The sequence below is a fragment of the Mesorhizobium sp. 131-3-5 genome (genome assembly GCF_016756575.1).
Lineage (GTDB): Bacteria > Pseudomonadota > Alphaproteobacteria > Rhizobiales > Rhizobiaceae > Mesorhizobium > Mesorhizobium jarvisii.
The window spans coordinates 1276302-1291620 of the sequence record NZ_AP023254.1 but is presented as its reverse complement, the minus strand read 5'-3'; the positions used below and the strand labels follow the sequence as shown (position 1 = coordinate 1291620).

The window sequence follows — 15319 nt, the reverse complement described above, 5'->3', positions numbered from 1 at the left end:
CCGAAACAGGCATTACGCTAAACGCCCGCTCCTCTGACGGCTGGTGCATATCCGCCCGGCTGCGAACAACAAGAAATGTCCCAGGAGCAAACAATGGACTGGTATTCCATCGTCAAATTCCTTCACGTCGTCTCAGCCATTTTGTGGGTCGGCGGCGGCTTCGTATTGTTCCTCCTCGGCGTGCTTGCCGAGCGCGCCGGCAACATCGAGGACAAGTTGCAGGCGATGCGCGCCAGCGGTCAGTTGGGTGGCCTTTTCTTCGCACCGATGTCGATGCTGACCTTGCTCTTCGGCCTCATCATGTGCGGCTTCTGGGTCGGCTTCTCCGACCTGTGGATCATCATCGGCCTGGCAGGCTACGCCACGACCTTCTCGATCGGCATGCTCATCTTCAAGCCGACCGGCGAGCGCATGGGCGCGATGATCGCCAAGGAGGGCGTGACACCTTCCGTGCTTGCCATTGGCCAGCGCATGATGAGCGCGGCTCGCTTCGACTATGCGGTGATGCTGGTGATCGTCGCCGACATGGTGCTCAAGCCGACCACGCATGACATCGGCATCCTCGCCGGCATGGTACTGGTCCTGGTGGTCGGCGCCACGCTGGCCTTCGGCGGAAGCCGCCGGCTGGTGGAAAGCGCCGCCTGATCTCCCTGACGGTGAGAGCGGCCGAACAGCCGCCTCGCCTGTCTACATCAGGCCGGCGAGGCCGTCCCACAAAAGCTTCAGTGCCACGACCGCCACGGTCGCGTAGGTGAAGGGATAAAAAATCTCCGGCCGCATGCGCCGCACCAGCCAGGCGCCGGCGATAGTCGAAAGCGGCGCCAGCGGCATCAGCACGGCCGACGCCGTCAGGTTGGCGGTGTCGAACTGGCCGAGCGCGAAATAGGGTATGAGCTTCAGCGCATTGGTCGCGGCAAAGAAGATCGCGGCCGTGCCCGACAGGACCTTGGGGTCGAGCCGGATCGGCAGCGCATAGACCTGGAAGGGCGGGCCGCCGACATGGGCGACGAAGCTGGTGAAGCCGGCGACCGTCCCCCAGATCGCGGCAGCCACGCGGTTGGGTTCGGCGGCGTGGTCGGCGCCATGGCGGAACTGCAGATAGAGCCAGCGCAGCACGAAGATGATGGCGACGGCACCGACGATCAGCCGCACCGCTTCCTCGGTGACCAAGGCCGCCGTCAACCAGCCAATGCCGATGCCGATGACGGCGCCCGGCATCATGTCGACCAGCATCTTGCGGTCATAGACGCCCCACCACGTCCAAACCGAGACGATGTCCATCAGGCACAGGATTGGCAGCAGGATGGCGGCCGCCTGCACCGGCGGCATGGTCAGCGCCATCAGCGGCACGCCGACGAAACCGACAGCGCCGCCAAACCCGCCCTTGGACAGGCCGACCAGAATGACCGCCGGAATGGCAGCCGCGTAGAACCACGGATCGAGAAGCAGGCCTGACATGGGGAGGGACTGGTCTGGAGGGAAGGCGTCATCGCCTGAATAGCCGAGAATTGCGCTTTGGGCGACTGTAAATGCGGGCCGGTTGCCGAACACCTGCCAATGTCCGGCTCGTGCCTTATCGCCGGGCCGAGACCAGCAGGAACATCGGCCGTTCCAGCTCTTCCGCGAGTTCCGGCTTGGCCATGATCTGCGCGTCTGTCGGACAGAACTCCTCGACATGCTCGATCGCGAAACCGGTCCGGATCAGCGCGTTCAGCGTCGTGCCGATGGTGCGATGATGTTTCACCACGCCCTTGGCCAGCCAGTCGGTCTTGCGCGGGCCCTCCACCAGATAGCGGTCGACAGGCCATGTCCTTCGGCCTTCGGCATCGACCGCCCAGCCCGGCCTGGTCGGAGCCATGTAGATCGGATGCTCCGTCGAGAAGACGAAATGGCCGCCGGCCGACAGCGCCTGATGCACCGTCCCGAACAGCCGCGCGACATCCTTGACATAATGCAGCGCAAGCGAGCTGTAGGCGAGACCGAAGCTGTCTTGCGGCAGGTCGAGCTTGTCGAGGTCGGCCCGTTCATAGGTGATGCCGGTGTCCGGGCCGGCGGCCCTCGCCCGGGCCAGCATCTTCTCCGACAGGTCCAGCCCCAGGACATGGCTCGCCCCATGCTCGTGCGCCCAGCGGCAGAACCAGCCGAAACCGCAGCCGAGGTCGACGATCCGCAAGCCGCCCACTTGAGGCAGCATGGCGCACAGCGCCGGCCATTCGGCGGCGCCTTCCAGGCCGTCGATCGACCGGCCAAGCTGGCTGTAGCCCGCGAAGAAATCCGGCTGGTCGTAGATATTCTGCGCCATGTCTACCTCGTCTCTCAGCCAATCATCCGGCGGGCTGACATTTAGTGGACTGGTCGCGCCTGTCCACCACAGCCATGTGGAGTCAAGACGACGGGGCCGACCGCGCCCCGAGCGGCGGCGGCCGCCGCCGGATCGGCTGCGCCTTGATGATGGCGGTGCTGGTCTCGGCCTTGTCGGCGATGCGGTCGAGAATGCCGTCGAGGTCGCCGATCGAGCGCACGAACAGCCGGGCGACGAAACAGTCGTCACCCGTCACCTTGTCGCATTCGCCGAACTCGGCGATCTCCTCGATCAGCTTCTGGACGATGTGCAGCTTGCCCGGCAAAGGCCGGATACGCACGATCGCCTGCAGCGTATAGCCGAGCGCCAGCGGATCGATTTCGACGGTGAACGCCCGGATGACGCCGCGCTCCTCGAGCCGCCGCAGCCGCTCCGAAACACTTGGCGACGACAGCCCGACCTGGGCGGCCAGCTCCTTCAGCGAGGTCCGCGCATCCCTGACCAGGATTTCGAGGAGATTTCGGTCGAGATCGTCAAGCATTTCAGATTTCTCACAAATTCGTGGCAGGAACCTAATATAATTAGGTCAGGCCTCCATACAGCCTTTCCAATCAGATGGAAAGCGCCCAACCCGCATGAGATTATGCCGCCTCAAAATGGGCTCAGAGGTTATCATGAACGATACGGTACGTGGCACGGTCGAAATGTCGGCCGCAATGGCCATCCTCGGGACGATCGGATGGTTCGTCGTCATGTCCGGCCAGCCGATCATGGATGTGGTGTTCTGGCGCTGCGCGTTCGGCGCGGTGACGCTGCTGATCATCTGCGCTTGCCTGGGATTGTTGCGCGGCAGGCTGCCGCCGCGCGTCATCGGCCTCGCCGCGCTTGGCGGCGCGGCCATCGTCATCAACTGGCTGCTCCTGTTCAGCGCCTTCTCCCGCGCGTCGATCTCGATTGCCACCGCCGTCTACAACACCCAGCCCTTCATGCTGGTCGGCTTCGGTGCACTCTTCTTCGCCGAACGGCTGACGCTGACCAAGCTGACATGGCTGGCAATAGCCTTTGCCGGCATGGTGCTCATCGTCGAGGCCACGCCTGATGCCGGCGATGTCGGCACCAACTATTTTGCCGGCATCGTCATGGCGCTGGCCGCGGCCTTCTTCTGGGCCGTCGCGGCCATCGTCACCAAGAAGCTCAAGGGCACGCCGCCGCACCTGATCGCGCTGATACAGGTCTGCGTCGGCGTCGTCATGCTGGCGCCCTTCGCCCATCTCTCGCGTCTTCCCGCCGACCCGTGGAGCTGGGCGATGCTGGCGACGCTCGGCATCGTCCACACCGGCCTAATGTACATATTGATGTACGGCGCCATCCAGAAGCTGCCGACGCATCTGCAGGGATCGCTGTCCTTCATCTATCCGGTGGTCGCCATCCTGGTCGATGTCGTGGCTTTCGGCCATCGGCTGCATCTCAGCCAGGTCGCCGGCGCCGCCGCCATTCTGGTGGCTGCCGCCGGCATGAACCTCGGCTGGTCCTTGTGGAAATCGAAACCGGTCACCGCGAGCCCTGAGCCGGTCAAGTAGGGCAGGCACGCCTGCCGCCCCGCGGTCAGGAAACGCGATCCCGACTGCCCGCCTGTTCAAAGCGGGCAGTTTGCTCTATGCCGCAATGCAACCATCTTCGCCCGGCATAGGCGAAATCCGGGATCGAAGAACCATGAACGACGCCACACCCCCAAATCGTTGCCGCATCGTGCTGATCGCGCCGCCCGGCGTGCCGGCCGCCCGCATCGCCACCGCATTCGACGGCGGCGACGTCGCCTCGCTGATCCTGCCCGAAAACGGCATGGACGAGGCTTCCTTCCAGGCCTTTGCCGAACAGATTGTGCCGACGGCGCAGGCCGCGGGCGTGGCCGTGATCATCGCCGGCGATACCCGCATCGCCGGCCGTGTCCAGGCCGACGGCATCCATGTCGAGACATCCAAGGCCGAACTCGCCGAAACGATCGAACATTTCCAGGCGAAGATGATGGTCGGCGCCGGCGGTGCCAAGAAGCGCGACGACGCGCTCGAGCTTGGTGAGGTCAGGCCCGACTACATCTTCTTCGGCCGCTTCGGCTACGACAACAAGCCGGAGCCGCATCCGCGCAACCTGTCGCTGGGCGAGTGGTGGGCGCAGATGATCCAGATCCCCTGCATCGTCATGGCCGGATCCGATCTGGCTTCCGTCGAGGACGTGGCCGCCACCGGCGCCGAGTTCGTCGCGCTGTCGAGCGCGGTGTTCGCCGAGGGCGTCGATCCGAAAACCGCCGTGGCCCGTGCCAACGCATTGCTCGACGAAACCGCGCCGCGCTTCGAGGACTGATGTGGCTCCGGTAAGGTTTCCCCTTCAGGCCTTGCTTGCAGCGGTCATGATCCAGGCCGCCGCCGCCGAAACCGTACCCCAGCCGCAGCCCAAGCCTGAAAACGGCGTGCACACCGACAAGCCGATCGAAAAGCAGCTGCCGCAGCCCGCCACCACGGCGGAGCCGGCACCGCTGCCCTCGGTCGACAGCATCAATCCCGACCGCTTCGGCGCCAAGCCGGCGGACGCAGCCTATGGCGCTTTCCAGCGCGGGCTCTACAAAACGGCCTATAATCTGGCGCTGACTCGCGCCCGGAACGGCGACCCGGCGGCGCAGACATTGGTGGCCGAGATCCTGTCGCGCGGGCTAGGCGTGCCGCTGAATGCGGCGGAAGCCTCGAAATGGTATGCGCTTGCCGCCGAACAGGGTGTGCCTGAGGCGCAGTTCCAGTATGCGCTGATGCTGCTCGACGGCCGTTACGTCAAGAAGGATCCGAAAGAGGCCTACGCCCTGATGCAGGCCGCCGCCGAAGCCGGCAACCAGCTGGCGCAGTTCAATTTCGCGCAGATGCTGGTCCAGCAGGATCCAGGCGACGCGGGCCTGACCAAGGCGGTCTCCTATTATGAGCGCGCCGCCGCGACGGGTCTCGCCGACGCGCAATACGCCATGTCCCAGATCTATGCCAACGGCGTCGGCGGCAAGCCGCGCGACGACGCGCAGGCGAGACGCTTTCTCGCGCAGGCCGCGCGGCAGAACTACGACACCGCGCAGATCGATCTCGCCGCCTGGATGATCGAAGGCCGCGGCGGCGCCCGCGACCTGAAATCGGCTTTCGGCTGGACGAAGCAGGCAGCCGAGGGCGGCAACGTCGCGGCGCAGAACCGGCTGGCAAAACTCTACATGCAAGGCATCGGCACAGACCCGGACCTGGTGCTCGCCGGCGCCTGGTACATCGTCGCCCGCCGTGCCGGTCTCATCGATCCCGACATGGACGATTTCCTGCAGGGCCTGAGCGACGAACAGACCAAACAGGCCCTGCAGAAGGCAAACCGCCTGCCCTGATGGCGGCAGGTGCGATCGCCCGGCGCCGGGCCCATTGCTGCCCGCTCCCTTGCCTCTCCGGACGATTTGTGGTCTTGGGAGCCCCTAAATCGCTTGTCCCAGCGAAAATCTCATTCCGGATCCCATCATCATGGCCAAGATCAATGGCAACGAAATCCGTCCCGGCTACGTCATCGAGCATGATGGCGGCCTGTGGGTGGCGGTCAGGACCAACACCGTCAAGCCCGGCAAGGGCGGCGCCTACAACCAGGTCGAACTGAAGAATCTGATCAACGGCACCAAGCTCAACGAGCGCTTCCGCTCGGCCGAGACGGTCGAACAGATCCGCCTCGACCTGAAGGATTTTTCCTTCCTCTACGAACAGGACGACGCGCTGGTGTTCATGGACACCCAGAGCTACGAACAGCTCGAACTGAACAAGGATTTCGTCGGCGACCGCGCCGCCTTCCTGCAGGACGGCATGATGGTGACGGTCCAGCTCTATGAGGAGAGGCCGATCGGCATTTCGCTGCCCGACTATGTCACCCTCACCATTACCGAGGCCGACCCGGTGGTGAAGGGCCAGACGGCGGCATCCTCCTACAAGCCGGCGGTGCTGGAGAACGGCATCCGCGTGCTGGTGCCGCCCTTCATCGGCGCCGGCGAACGCATCATCGTCGACACCAACGAAATCACTTACGTGCGCCGCGCCGACTGACGCGCTGCAGCAGGAAGACATACGATGGCACGCTCAGCCCTTCTCAACGTCATGGTCCAGGCCGCAATGAAGGCCGGCCGCTCGCTGTCGCGCGACTTCGGCGAGGTCCAGAACCTGCAGGTCTCGCTGAAGGGACCCGGCGACTATGTCAGCCAGGCCGACCGCAAGGCCGAGGACATCATCTTTGCCGAATTGTCGAAGGCGCGTCCGGGCTACGGTTTCCTGATGGAAGAGCGTGGCGCGGTGGAAGGCGAAGACAGCCAGCACCGCTGGATCGTCGATCCGCTCGACGGCACCACCAATTTCCTGCACGGCATTCCGCTGTTCGCCGTCTCGATCGCGCTGGAGCGCCAGGGCCAGATCGTCGCCGGCGTCATCTACAATCCGGCCATGGACGAGCTCTACACGACCGAGCGCGGTGGCGGCGCCTTCATGAACGACCGCCGGCTGCGCGTGGCCGGCCGCATCAAGCTGGTCGACACGGTGATCGGCTGCGGCATGCCGCATCTGGGACGCGGCCACCACGGCAATTTCCTCGTGGAATTGCGCAACGTCATGGCCGAGGTCTCGGGCGTGCGCCGTCTCGGTTCGGCCGCGCTCGATCTCGCTTATGTCGCTGCCGGCCGCATGGACGGTTTCTGGGAAACCGGCCTGTCGGCCTGGGACATTGCCGGCGGCATGCTCCTGATCCGCGAAGCCGGCGGCTTCGTCTCGGACATGGATGGCGGGCAGGACATGCTGGACAACGGCTCCGTCGTTGCCGGCAACGAGGTCATCCAGCGTGCGCTGCTGAAGACGGTGAAAAAGCCCCTGGCATCCCGCTAAAGCCCTCCCGCCGCGCTGAACGGCCGCGGTCGCAAAACCGCCACCTAAGCTTGAAATACTGTCCGGCGGTTGCCCAGATATAGGGTGACGCAGGACGATCGATGACCAATATCCCGCCGCAACTCGAAATCCCGTTTGTCGGGCGCTGGCACTACTCCCGCGCGGAGATGATCGCCGACGGCATTGTCCATGCGGTCGGCATCGTGCTGGCGATCGCGGCCGGCTCGGCGTTGCTGGCGCTGGCGGCGTTTCGCGTCGGACCGGGCGAGTACATTGCCGCCGCCTTCTATGTCGTTTCGCTGCTGACCGTGCTCTCGGTGTCGCTGGCCTACAATCTGTGGCCGGTGACGTCACCGGCCAAATGGGTTCTGCGGCGCTTCGATCACGCCGCGATCTATCTTCTCATCGCCGCCACCTACACGCCTTTTCTGGCTCAGCTCGACGCTTCGCCGCTGGCCCGCTGGATGATCGTGCTGGTCTGGATCGCGGCGGCGACGGGCATCGCCATCAAGGTGTGCTTTCCCGGCCGTTTGGACCGGCTGGCGATCGTCTTCTATCTTGCCATCGGCTGGAGCGGCATCGTCCTGGTCAAGCCGCTCGTCGAGACGCTGCCGACGACGTCGATCGTGCTCATCGTCGCCGGTGGCGTCGTCTATTCCTGCGGCGTCATCTTCTTCGCCTGGAAGGGTCTGCGCTTCCACAACGCCCTGTGGCACGGCTTCGTCGTCACTGGCGCGGGCCTGCATCTGGCGGCCATGGTCGACTGCCTGGTGATAAACCGTTTCTGATCCGCCTGCGGCAATATTGCCAAGCGCCATTCAATTTGGTCACAATTCCGTTTAGAGTCGCGAACGACGTGATCGGCGGCAGCGGCAGCGAAAACGGGGCACGGATGGCTTTTCTCAGATCCTTCGGCATGGGCAGGCGCTCCGACGTACTGATCTACGATCCACATAAACTGTCGAGTCCGCAGGTGTTCCTGCTGACCATGGTCATCTTCCTGGCCATCGTCGCCTTCATTGCCGCCATCCTGACCCGCCAGATCTCGACGGCCTTCGTCACCAATCCCGGGCTCAACGGCCTGATCATCGGCGTGCTCGCGGTCGGCATCCTGCTTGCCTTCGCCCAGGTTGGCCGGCTGTTTCGCGAGGTGCGCTGGCTCAACTCCTTCCGCGCCGGCTCGGAGACCACCGAGCCGGTGCTTTTGGCGCCGATGAAAGCCATGATCGGCCGCTCCTCGACCATGGCGTTCTCGACCTCCTCGATGCGCACCATGCTCGATTCCATCGCCACGCGCCTCGACGAAAGCCGCGACACCTCGCGCTACCTGGTCGGCCTCCTGGTGTTCCTCGGCCTGCTCGGCACCTTCTGGGGCCTGTTGAACACGATCGGCTCGATCCGCGAGACCATCGAATCGCTCGACCCCGGCACGGGTGACGCCGCGGCGGTGCTCGATTCCTTGAAACAGGGCCTGTCGGCGCCGCTGGCCGGCATGGGCACCGCCTTCTCGTCCTCGCTGTTCGGCCTGTCCGGCTCGCTCGTGCTCGGCTTCCTCGACCTGCAGGCGGGCCGCGCCCAGACGCGCTTCTACACCGAGCTTGAGAACTGGCTGTCCTCGGTCACCGATCTTTCCTCCGACATCGTCGTCTCCGATCCGGCCAAGAGCGAACCATCCGACGAGATCCGTCTGTTGTCGGAGCGGCTGCGCAGCATGCAGGAGAATGGCGGCGGCTCCAATCCGCGCGTCGCCACCGCGATGGCCAATCTCGCCGACGGCATTTCCGGCCTGGTCAAGAACATGCGCTCCGAGCAGCAGATCATGCGCGACTGGGTCGAGGCCCAGTCCGATGAGCAGAAGGCGATGCGCAACACATTGGAAAAGATTGCCGACGCCCTGAAGAAGCCCGGGGTGCACTGACATGGCGCTTGCCAGGGGCCGGCGTACCGATCGCCGCATCGACTATTGGCCGGGCTTTGTCGACGCGCTGTCGACGCTGCTTTTGGCCATCATGTTCCTGCTCACCGTCTTCGTGCTGGCGCAGTTCCTGCTCGGCCGCGAGATTTCCGGCAAGGATACGGTGCTCGCCCGTCTCAACTCGCAAATCAACGAACTGACCCAGTTGCTGGCGCTGGAGCGCTCGACCGCGCAGGACAAGGACGATTCGCTGGCCAATCTGCAGGCGTCGCTGTCGGCGGCCGAGGCGGAGAAGAGCCGGCTCGAACAGTTGCTGGCGCAAGGCGCGGGCGCCGGCGACCAGGCCAACCAGCGCGCCGCGGCGCTTTCGGGCGAACTCGACAGCCAGCGCCAGATCAGCCAGCAGGCGCTGAGCCAGGTCGAGATCCTCAACCAGCAGATCGCCGCGCTGCGCAAGCAGATCGGCGCGCTTGAAGACGCCCTCAATGTGTCCGAAGCCCGCGACCGCGATTCCAACACCAAGATCGCCGATCTCGGCCGCCGGCTGAACGTCGCCCTGGCGCAGCGCGTGCAGGAATTGAACCGCTACCGCTCCGACTTCTTCGGACGCCTGCGCGAGATCCTCGCCGATCGCGAAAACATCCGCATCGTCGGCGACCGCTTCGTGTTCCAGTCGGAAGTGTTGTTTCCGACCGGCTCCGAGGTGATCAACGATGCCGGCAAGGTCGAGATGAAGAAGCTCGCCGACGCCATCATCGAGTTGCAGAAGGAAATCCCGCCCGAGATCAACTGGGTGCTGCGCGTCGACGGCCATACCGACAACAAGCCGCTCTCCGGCACCGGCCGCTACCGCGACAATTGGGAATTGTCGACGGCGCGGTCGACCTCGGTGGTCAAGTTCCTGATCGAGAACGGCGTGCCGGCCAACCGCCTGGTCGCCGCCGGCTTTGGTGAATTCCAGCCGCTCGACCCCGCCGACACCGACGAAGCGCGCAACAAAAACCGCCGCATTGAACTCAAGCTCACCGAACGTTGATTTCTCATCACGCGAACTCACGCGAATTTGTTCGCCGGCTCAACTTTAGGGCGCAGACCGGAGCCGGCAAGGCCTGAAAAGATTATCTTTTTTTAATTACACTTGGCGCCGGAGCGCTCCTAGCTTGCCGCCCAGGGCCGAGAACCGCCGGCGATGCCTCCCATCGCGACGCGACGGAACCCGACGGCCCGCGGCTGGAAGGTAGACGAAAGAACCGCTGCCTTCCTCTTCTGGAGGAGACGCGACGATGCGCTCTTTTAACCCTACGCTTAGAACTGCAGCACTGACCGCATTCCTTATCGCCATTCCGCTCGCCGGCGCCTATGCCGCGGGCCATCACAAGGGCGCTCTCGACGCGACGGACCCGACAGACATGACCGGCCCGCGCGTCGAGGCTCTCATCGAACAGGTCCAGGGTGTCCGCCACGGCATCGTCGACGCGAGGCAGGCCAACAACATCACTCCGGCGGTGGCGGAGCGCCTGGAGATGCGTACCGCCCGCATCAGCCAGGCGGCCGAGAAGATAGCCGCGTCGGATCACGGCAGGATTCCGGCCGCGCAGTATCATGACCTGCTGCGCCGTCTCGACAATGTCGACCAGCAGCTGCGGGTCGACACCGGCAGCGGTTTCCTGATGGGTGACGGCGCCGACGGCGGAACCTATCCGAACGGCTGAAGCCATCCGGCAAGGTCCAAGAGGAAGGGACTATCTGGCGCCTTCGGGACCCCAGTCCCGCGGGCGTCCTTTTTCCTCACCAGCCCGGCTTGCCTACCAACCAAGCCAGATCGCGATCAGGGCGACCACCGCCGGCACGGTCTGGATGAACAGGATCTTGCGGCCGACCGTTGCCGCGCCGTAGAGGCCGGCAATGGCGACGCACAACAGGAAGAAGACCTTGACCTGAAAACCGGCGGCGCCGAGGTACAGCCCCCAGATCAGGCCGGCCGCGAGAAATCCGTTATAGAGGCCCTGATTGGCCGCGAGCACCTTCGATGCGTTAGCGAATTCGGGCGTCAGGCGAAATGTCTTGTGCCCGCGAGGCGTGTTCCAAAGCACCATCTCGAGATAGACGATGTAGACATGGATCAAGGCCACCAGCCCGACCAGGATGTTGCCGATCATTTGCTCCCCCTTAACGCGTTGCCGGCAGCATTTCATGTCTGGCATCGCTTGCGCAAGGTGCATCCGCCGGACGGCATCTGGGCAATTCCAGGAAAAGTGTGAGGCGGTTTTCCCGGGAAAAGCGCGCAGCGCTTTCCCTTGGGAATTGCATCAAAACAAAGAGTTAGAGCGGTTTGCCGTTTCCATGGAACGGTGAACCGCTCTTAGGGTTGCCAACGCTTTTGCGTTGGTGTCTTTTCGCGCCGTCTCAATCACGGAAGCCGCTATGTCCTTTCAGAAACTCGATGACCTCGGCCACAAGCTCGAAGCGCTTGAGCATGCGCTGGCCATCCTCGGCGCCGACGAAGCCACGCATATGGCCGTCGGTGGCGGCGAGAAGCGCGCCGAGGCGATGGCGGCACTCGCCGGCATGTACCACACCAGGGCGACCGCCCCGGAAATCGCCGATTGGATCGCCGCCGCCGAAGGCGAGGCGCTCGACGACGAGCAGCGTGCGGCGCTCGGCGAACTGCGGCGGCAATACACCAACCTGACCTGCCTGCCGGTCCAATTCGTCGAACGCCAGACGACGGCGCGCATGCGCTGCGAGCAGCTGTGGCGCGACCTGCGCGCCAAGAACGACTGGGCGGGCTTCCAGCCGGCGCTCGAAGGCGTGGTGGCGCTGGTGCGCGAAGAGGCGGCCCTGCGCTCCGACGTGCTCGGCCTCGCCCCTTACGATGCGCTGATGGAGCAATTCGACCCCGGCAACCGTACATCAGACATCACGCCCGTCTTCGCCGATTTGAAAGCCTTCCTCAAAGGCTTCGTCCCGGAGGCTCTGGCGATCCAGGAAGCGCGGCTGCGCAAGCATCCGCTGAAGCCGCTCTCAGGCACCTACGCGATCGACAAGCAGCGCGAACTTGGCCTTGCCATGATGGCAGCCGTCGGCTTCGACCTGACGCACGGCTCGCTGTCGGTGTCGCACCATCCCTTCTGCGGCGGCGTGCCCAGCGACGTGCGCATCACCACCCGTTACAAGACGTCGGATTTCCTGTCGGCACTGATGGGCGTGCTGCACGAGACCGGCCATGCGCTCTATGAACAGAACCTGCCGAAGGCGTGGTCGCACTGGCCGCTCGGTAAGGCGCGCGGCATGGCCGTGCATGAGAGCCAGAGCCTGTTCGTCGAAAAGCAGATCGGCCGCAACCCCGCCTTCTGGCGCTGGGCGCTGCCGGTGGTGGACAAACATCTCGGCGAGGCCTGGTCGCTCGACGATCTCCTGCCGCATGTGCATCGCGTCGAGCGCGGGCTGATCCGCGTCGACGCCGACGAGGTGACCTATCCCCTGCACGTTATCCTGCGCTACGAACTGGAGCAGGAACTGGTCTCGGGCAGGCTCGAGGTTGCCGATTTGCCCGAAGCCTGGGACGCCAAGATGCGCGACTATCTCGGCCTCTCCACGTTGGACAACCCGGCCGACGGGCCGATGCAGGACGTGCACTGGCCGGGTGCCGCCTTCGGCTACTTCCCGTCCTATACGCTGGGCGCGATGATGGCGGCGCAGCAATGGGCCGCGCTGACGCGCGAACATCCCTCAGCCGATGACGATCTCGCGAAAGGCAATTTCACCGCCATCAATGACTGGCGCCGCAAGAAGATATGGTCGCAGGGCTCGCGCTGGTCGACGCCGGACCTGCTCGAACGCGCCACCGGCGAAAAGCTCAACGCCGTGTATTTCGTCGATCACCTGCGCAAACGGTATGGAACCGCGTAAAGCGATCGAAGGAACCGACAGGACAGAAGCGCCTGTCTACTCCGCCGCGCCCCTGAAGGCGCTGGCGCCGGTCTCGAACTGCAGCTTGGCCAGCCTGGCATAGATGCCGCCCCTGGCGACCAGGCTCTGATGCGTGCCTTCCTCGACGATGCGGCCGCCATCCATGACCAGGATCCTGTCGGCCTTCAGCACCGTCGCCAGCCGGTGGGCGATGACGATGGTGGTGCGGCCTTGCATCAGCCGTTCCAGCGCTGTCTGCACCAGCGTCTCGCTTTCGGCATCCAGCGCCGAGGTGGCCTCGTCGAGCAGCAGGATCGGCGCGTCGCGCAGGATGGCGCGGGCGATCGCCACGCGCTGGCGCTGGCCGCCGGACAGCGTGACGCCGCGCTCGCCGACCTGGCTGTCATAGCCGTTCTCGAGCTTGAGGATGAATTCGTCGGCCAGCGCGTCCTTCGCCGCCGCCTCGATCTCGGCTTCGCTGGCACCCGGTCGGCCGAAGCCGATATTGTCGCGCGCGCTCGCCGCGAAGACGGTGACGTCCTGCGGCACGATGGCGATGCGCTCGCGCACCGAAACCGGATCGGCTTCGCGCACGTCGACGCCATCGATCAGGATCCGGCCGCTTTCGGGATCGTAGAAGCGCAGGATCAGCGAAAACACGGTGCTCTTGCCGGCTCCCGAGGGGCCGACAATGGCCACCGTCTCGCCGGGCATGACCTGGAAACCCAGGCCGTGGACGGCGGCACGGTCGGGTCGCGCCGGATAGGAGAAGGAGACGTTGTCGAAGACGATCGCGCCCTTGGCGACCGCCGGCAGCGGCTTCGGATCGGACGGCGCCTGGATCGCCGGCTTTTCGGCCAGGATCTCGGTCAGCCGCTCGGCTGCACCCGCCGCCTGGGAAAGTTCGCCCCAGACTTCCGACAGCGCGCCGAGCGCGCCGGCGGCGAACACCGAATAGAGCAGGAACTGGCCAAGCGTGCCCGGCGACAGCGTGCCTTCGAGCACGTCGCGCGAACCGAACCACAGCACCGCCACGACAGAGGAAAAGATCATGAAGATGGCGAAGAAAGTGAGGAACGAGCGTGCAAAGATCGAGGCGCGCGCCGCCTCGAAGGCAGCCTCCACGGCGGACGAAAAGCGACCGGTGACCAGTCTTTCATTGGTGAAGGCCTGCAGTGTACGCACCGCGCCGATCTGCTCGCTGGCATAGGCCGTCGCATTGGCCAACGTGTCTTGCGCCAGCCGCGATTTGCGACGCACCGAGCGCCCAAAGGCGACCAGCGGCAAGACGATGACGGGGATGGCGGCAATGACCAGGCCGGAAAGCTTCGGGCTGGTGAAGACCATCATCGCCACGGCTCCGAGGCCGAGGATGACGTTGCGCAACGCGACCGAGGCGGTGGCGCCGACCGCCGATTTGACCTGCGTCGTATCGGCCGCGAGCCGCGATACGATCTCTCCCGACTGCGACGTATCGAAGAAGGATGGCGACAGGGTCGTCACATGGCTGAACACGTCGTTGCGGATGTCGGCAACAACACGTTCGCCGAGCGTGATGACGAAATAGTAGCGGCAGGCCGACGCCGCCGCCAGCACCGCGGCCATCACCACCAGCATGCCGAAATATTCGGCGATGAAGCTGGAATCCGATGCCGAAAAGCCGTGGTCGATCATGCGCCGCACCGCCAGCGGCAAGGCCAGCGTCGTCGCCGCCGCGACCGTCAGCGAGATCACCGCGCCGACCACCAGTTTCCGGTAGCGGCCAAGATAGGGGAACAGGCGCCTGAGCGGCTTGAGCGAGCGCCGACGCTCGTCCGCATCGCCACTGATGTCCGCCATGACCGTTTTCCTCTGGCCCTTTTCGTGCGCGCCATCAATATGCGGTTGACGCGGCCTTGTGATTCAATTTCGGCTGATGTATAGGCTCGCCGACCGTTTTAGAAGCCGTGGCTACTCAATAGCTACGGCTTCGAGTTTTAAAAAGAGGCGCATCGACGCAGGCTCATGCCCGTCAGCCGCGCCGGCAAGCCAGGAACCGAACCATGAAGAGCGCTATTCATCCCGACTACCACACCATCAAGGTCGTCATGACCGACGGCACCGAATACACGACCCGTTCGACCTGGGGCAAGGAAGGCGATACGATGAACCTCGACATCGACCCGACCACCCACCCGGCCTGGACCGGCGGCCAGCAGACCCTGCTCGACCGCGGCGGCCGCCTCTCCAAGTTCAAGAAGCGTTTCGAAGGTTTCGGCCTCTAAG

At 64.6% G+C, this 15319-nt stretch carries 17 protein-coding genes; 12 read left to right on the top strand and 5 right to left on the bottom strand.

Annotation, left to right across the window (positions count from 1 at the left end; translation table 11 throughout):
* Positions 1-93: 93 nt before the first annotated feature.
* Positions 94-645, top strand: coding sequence for a DUF2269 family protein (locus tag JG747_RS06275; RefSeq protein ID WP_038650278.1), 552 nt, complete (start codon positions 94-96; stop codon positions 643-645).
* Positions 646-687: 42 nt separating this feature from the next.
* Here JG747_RS06275 and JG747_RS06270 read toward each other — a convergent pair whose 3' ends face one another.
* The 3 genes from JG747_RS06270 to JG747_RS06260 all read right to left on the bottom strand — a co-directional run bounded on the left by JG747_RS06270 (position 688) and on the right by JG747_RS06260 (position 2843).
* Positions 688-1458 (bottom strand): sulfite exporter TauE/SafE family protein, encoded by a 771-nt coding sequence (locus JG747_RS06270; RefSeq protein ID WP_064981233.1) that lies wholly within the window; start codon positions 1456-1458, stop codon positions 688-690.
* 115 nt (positions 1459-1573) lie between these two features.
* Positions 1574-2302: a class I SAM-dependent methyltransferase gene (locus tag JG747_RS06265; protein ID WP_202361386.1), complete on the bottom strand. Its 729-nt coding sequence runs from the start codon at positions 2300-2302 to the stop codon at positions 1574-1576.
* Positions 2303-2384: 82 nt separating this feature from the next.
* Positions 2385-2843, bottom strand: a complete 459-nt coding sequence (locus JG747_RS06260; protein ID WP_064981237.1) for an Lrp/AsnC family transcriptional regulator — start codon at positions 2841-2843, stop codon at positions 2385-2387.
* A gap of 133 nt (positions 2844-2976) precedes the next feature.
* Between JG747_RS06260 and JG747_RS06255 the strand changes: the two genes are divergently transcribed.
* The 9 genes from JG747_RS06255 (at position 2977) to JG747_RS06215 (ending at position 10854) form a co-directional block, all read left to right on the top strand.
* Positions 2977-3882, top strand: a complete 906-nt coding sequence (locus JG747_RS06255) for a DMT family transporter (RefSeq protein ID WP_064981238.1) — start codon at positions 2977-2979, stop codon at positions 3880-3882.
* A gap of 133 nt (positions 3883-4015) precedes the next feature.
* On the top strand, positions 4016-4663 hold the full coding sequence (locus JG747_RS06250) for a thiamine phosphate synthase (RefSeq protein ID WP_027047496.1): 648 nt from the start codon (positions 4016-4018) through the stop codon (positions 4661-4663).
* A 46-nt stretch (positions 4664-4709) separates the two neighbouring features.
* Entirely contained in the window at positions 4710-5705 is a 996-nt protein-coding gene (locus JG747_RS06245) for a tetratricopeptide repeat protein (RefSeq protein WP_446720611.1), read from the top strand.
* Between the two features lie 130 nt (positions 5706-5835).
* Positions 5836-6402, top strand: coding sequence for an elongation factor P (efp, locus tag JG747_RS06240; RefSeq protein WP_019861758.1), 567 nt, complete (start codon positions 5836-5838; stop codon positions 6400-6402).
* A gap of 24 nt (positions 6403-6426) precedes the next feature.
* Positions 6427-7227, top strand: a complete 801-nt coding sequence (locus tag JG747_RS06235; protein ID WP_202361384.1) for an inositol monophosphatase family protein — start codon at positions 6427-6429, stop codon at positions 7225-7227.
* Positions 7228-7328: 101 nt separating this feature from the next.
* The gene (gene trhA, locus JG747_RS06230; protein WP_019861760.1) at positions 7329-8015 is read left to right on the top strand and encodes a PAQR family membrane homeostasis protein TrhA; all 687 of its coding nucleotides are present in this window, start codon (positions 7329-7331) and stop codon (positions 8013-8015) included.
* Between the two features lie 104 nt (positions 8016-8119).
* Entirely contained in the window at positions 8120-9145 is a 1026-nt protein-coding gene (locus JG747_RS06225) for a MotA/TolQ/ExbB proton channel family protein (RefSeq protein WP_027047497.1), read from the top strand.
* 1 nt (position 9146) lies between these two features.
* On the top strand, positions 9147-10178 hold the full coding sequence (locus JG747_RS06220; RefSeq protein ID WP_019861763.1) for a peptidoglycan -binding protein: 1032 nt from the start codon (positions 9147-9149) through the stop codon (positions 10176-10178).
* 247 nt (positions 10179-10425) lie between these two features.
* Complete coding sequence (locus JG747_RS06215; protein WP_064981240.1) at positions 10426-10854, top strand: hypothetical protein; 429 nt, start codon at positions 10426-10428, stop codon at positions 10852-10854.
* A gap of 93 nt (positions 10855-10947) precedes the next feature.
* On the opposite strand, the gene JG747_RS06210 is transcribed toward JG747_RS06215, so the two are convergent.
* Positions 10948-11301, bottom strand: a complete 354-nt coding sequence (locus JG747_RS06210) for a DUF1304 domain-containing protein (protein ID WP_064981242.1) — start codon at positions 11299-11301, stop codon at positions 10948-10950.
* 265 nt (positions 11302-11566) lie between these two features.
* On the opposite strand from JG747_RS06210, the gene JG747_RS06205 reads away from it, so the two are divergent.
* On the top strand, positions 11567-13054 hold the full coding sequence (locus JG747_RS06205; protein ID WP_064981243.1) for a carboxypeptidase M32: 1488 nt from the start codon (positions 11567-11569) through the stop codon (positions 13052-13054).
* Positions 13055-13090: 36 nt separating this feature from the next.
* On the opposite strand, the gene JG747_RS06200 is transcribed toward JG747_RS06205, so the two are convergent.
* Positions 13091-14893 carry an ABC transporter transmembrane domain-containing protein gene (locus tag JG747_RS06200; protein WP_064981245.1) on the bottom strand — a complete coding sequence of 601 codons (1803 nt, stop codon included), beginning with the start codon at positions 14891-14893 and terminating at the stop codon, positions 13091-13093.
* Positions 14894-15096: 203 nt separating this feature from the next.
* Between JG747_RS06200 and rpmE the strand changes: the two genes are divergently transcribed.
* Positions 15097-15318: a 50S ribosomal protein L31 gene (gene rpmE / locus JG747_RS06195; protein ID WP_010912060.1), complete on the top strand. Its 222-nt coding sequence runs from the start codon at positions 15097-15099 to the stop codon at positions 15316-15318.
* Position 15319 lies beyond the last annotated feature (1 nt).

Excerpts from the sequence above, each read along its gene's own strand:
- JG747_RS06215 (WP_064981240.1), top strand. The coding sequence starts at position 10,426 with ATGCGCTCTTTTAACCCTACGCTTAGAACTGCAGCACTGACCGCATTC.
- JG747_RS06235 (WP_202361384.1), top strand. The coding sequence starts at position 6,427 with ATGGCACGCTCAGCCCTTCTCAACGTCATGGTCCAGGCCGCAATGAAG.
- rpmE (WP_010912060.1), top strand. The coding sequence starts at position 15,097 with ATGAAGAGCGCTATTCATCCCGACTACCACACCATCAAGGTCGTCATG.
- trhA (WP_019861760.1), top strand. The coding sequence starts at position 7,329 with ATGACCAATATCCCGCCGCAACTCGAAATCCCGTTTGTCGGGCGCTGG.
- JG747_RS06270 (WP_064981233.1), bottom strand. The coding sequence starts at position 1,458 with ATGTCAGGCCTGCTTCTCGATCCGTGGTTCTACGCGGCTGCCATTCCG.
- JG747_RS06275 (WP_038650278.1), top strand. The coding sequence starts at position 94 with ATGGACTGGTATTCCATCGTCAAATTCCTTCACGTCGTCTCAGCCATT.
- JG747_RS06205 (WP_064981243.1), top strand. The coding sequence starts at position 11,567 with ATGTCCTTTCAGAAACTCGATGACCTCGGCCACAAGCTCGAAGCGCTT.
- efp (WP_019861758.1), top strand. The coding sequence starts at position 5,836 with ATGGCCAAGATCAATGGCAACGAAATCCGTCCCGGCTACGTCATCGAG.
- JG747_RS06250 (WP_027047496.1), top strand. The coding sequence starts at position 4,016 with ATGAACGACGCCACACCCCCAAATCGTTGCCGCATCGTGCTGATCGCG.
- JG747_RS06220 (WP_019861763.1), top strand. The coding sequence starts at position 9,147 with ATGGCGCTTGCCAGGGGCCGGCGTACCGATCGCCGCATCGACTATTGG.
- JG747_RS06260 (WP_064981237.1), bottom strand. The coding sequence starts at position 2,843 with ATGCTTGACGATCTCGACCGAAATCTCCTCGAAATCCTGGTCAGGGAT.
- JG747_RS06245 (WP_446720611.1), top strand. The coding sequence starts at position 4,710 with ATGATCCAGGCCGCCGCCGCCGAAACCGTACCCCAGCCGCAGCCCAAG.
- JG747_RS06210 (WP_064981242.1), bottom strand. The coding sequence starts at position 11,301 with ATGATCGGCAACATCCTGGTCGGGCTGGTGGCCTTGATCCATGTCTAC.
- JG747_RS06255 (WP_064981238.1), top strand. The coding sequence starts at position 2,977 with ATGAACGATACGGTACGTGGCACGGTCGAAATGTCGGCCGCAATGGCC.
- JG747_RS06225 (WP_027047497.1), top strand. The coding sequence starts at position 8,120 with ATGGCTTTTCTCAGATCCTTCGGCATGGGCAGGCGCTCCGACGTACTG.
- JG747_RS06265 (WP_202361386.1), bottom strand. The coding sequence starts at position 2,302 with ATGGCGCAGAATATCTACGACCAGCCGGATTTCTTCGCGGGCTACAGC.
- JG747_RS06200 (WP_064981245.1), bottom strand. The coding sequence starts at position 14,893 with ATGGCGGACATCAGTGGCGATGCGGACGAGCGTCGGCGCTCGCTCAAG.